The sequence below is a fragment of the Streptomyces sp. NPDC001027 genome (assembly GCF_040299045.1).
GTDB lineage: Bacteria > Actinomycetota > Actinomycetes > Streptomycetales > Streptomycetaceae > Streptomyces.
Map to the genome: position 1 here is coordinate 1 of NZ_JBEPBI010000544.1, position 1816 is coordinate 1816.

The window sequence follows — 1816 nt, forward strand, 5'->3', positions numbered from 1 at the left end:
CGGCTGCCCTCAGCTTCACCGGACGGCTGCGACCGTTCGGCGGTGGGGTCCTTTCACCCCCACTCGATTCCGTAGCGCCTCGTGGCGCACTTGAGATTGTCCCAGATCAAGACGATGGGGGCTTTGAGCTGGATGTGGCGCGCACGGCCAGGTCGCGGTAGTCGGTCCAGGAGAAGCTGTTGCATCCTGCACCCAGGTGCTTTCGGCGCTGCCGGGCGGTAGATCGGCCGGGAGGAGTCGCCCGGCTGGTAGCAGCACATGGCAGCGATCGACCAGCGGCGCCAGGACCGGCCGCGCACCCGCACCACAGGCGTGTGTCCGCGCTGGCCCCAGGTGCGAGCTCACGGCGGTGTCATCGAAAACCCGGCCTCGTCCTCAAAGACGATGTAGGCCCCGAGCACCGCCGCAGTCATTCCGCCTGCGGCCACACATCCTTCTTCCAGCTGACCGCGCCCTCGTCGCGCTCCACGGCCCGACGGGCGGGGCACTGCCCCGACCAGCCATGCCGGTGCAGCGGACGCCACACCGCCACCGTCGAGCAGTCGATCTGGAACTTCCACGCGATCAGCGCCCTGATCCGAGCCAAGGTCCACCGCTGGTCTTCCCAGCCATGCCCGGCGGGGCCCAGCGCCAGTCCCTCCTCCAGCTCGTCGAACTGACCGTCGGACAGCTTGGGAAGCTTCGGCGGCCCCGTGGAGGCGAGCGCGTCCATCCCGCCCTCCCGCCAGGCGCGTCGCCAGCGCTCCACCGACCTTTCACTGACGCGGAAATCCTTCGCGATCAGCGCGGTCTTCTCGCCGTGAACGAATCGCCTGCCCGCCTCGTGCCGGATCTACTCGCGTAATCGCCACCGCTCCGCAGCCAATCCACCACCCTGACGGCGCCAGTGGAAATTCCCCACGTACGGTCAGCTCGATTCCCCGCTCGGTCGTCACACTCAGTAGCCTTGATCTGACCGATGAACCGGATACGCAAAGGAGTTGAGAACGTGGCGCGTACCTGGCTGTCCATCCGGGTGGAGCTGGTCTCCGGGCACGGTGCGGATCTGTGGCCACGGCCCGGACGCATCTTCGCCGCGGCACGGTCGCACTCCTTCGCCCAGTTAGCCACGGCCATCGATCTCGCCTTCGGCCGCTGGGACCTTGCCCATCTGCACCTGTTCACGTTGTCCGACGGCGCCCGGGTAAGTCCTGTGGACTGGTGGGACGGCGAGGCCCCGGACGGCACAGTGGACGGCCACAGCACCAAGCTGAGCAGGTTGCAGGCCGGCGAGCAGTTCGCCTACGTCTTCGACATGGGTGACGACTGGGCCCACTTGTGCACGGTGGCAGAAAGGCGCGTGGATCCCCTCGACGAACTCGGCGAGTCGCCCGCCCGTCCGGTTCCCTACTGGGGCTGGGGTAGCCTCCCCGACCAATACGCACGCCGCTGGGACGGAGACGACGGGGAGTCGTCGATGCCGAAGCGCCCGACCCGCGGTCTGGGCGACCTGCCCCCGATCCTGCCTTGGTGGGGCGAACCCCGCCGAGGATGACCTGACTCTGCGTCACATAGTGGCCGCCAGTGGGGAATTGGCGTGGCCACAGCGGGGAGCCGAAATGGCCGCGAGCGGGGAAAACCAACGGTTCTGATCCACTTATTGTGGTCCGGTAACGGCGAGTGACCGTGCTCAGTCCGCGAGGAGGACTTGGCGTCGCAGGAGGTCGAATCCGGCCCGGCCGTATCCGTTCCTTTTAGAAGGCTTCCGCTTTCCGAACATGATCGTGTGGTTCGACGTTGGTGGGCATGAACTCCACCTGTGGGCGGAAGAGATGGG

General features: G+C 67.1%; 1 protein-coding gene and 1 pseudogene. One reads left to right on the plus strand and one right to left on the minus strand.

Annotated features, from left to right (window positions below):
- Window positions 1–92 precede the first annotated feature (92 nt).
- Window positions 93–832, minus strand: a pseudogene (locus ABT300_RS44675) (winged helix-turn-helix domain-containing protein); the annotation flags it as partial.
- 156 nt (window positions 833–988) lie between these two features.
- Between ABT300_RS44675 and ABT300_RS43740 the strand changes: the two are divergent.
- Window positions 989–1534, plus strand: coding sequence for an IS1096 element passenger TnpR family protein (locus ABT300_RS43740; RefSeq protein ID WP_351688668.1), 546 nt, complete (start codon window positions 989–991; stop codon window positions 1532–1534).
- Window positions 1535–1816 lie beyond the last annotated feature (282 nt).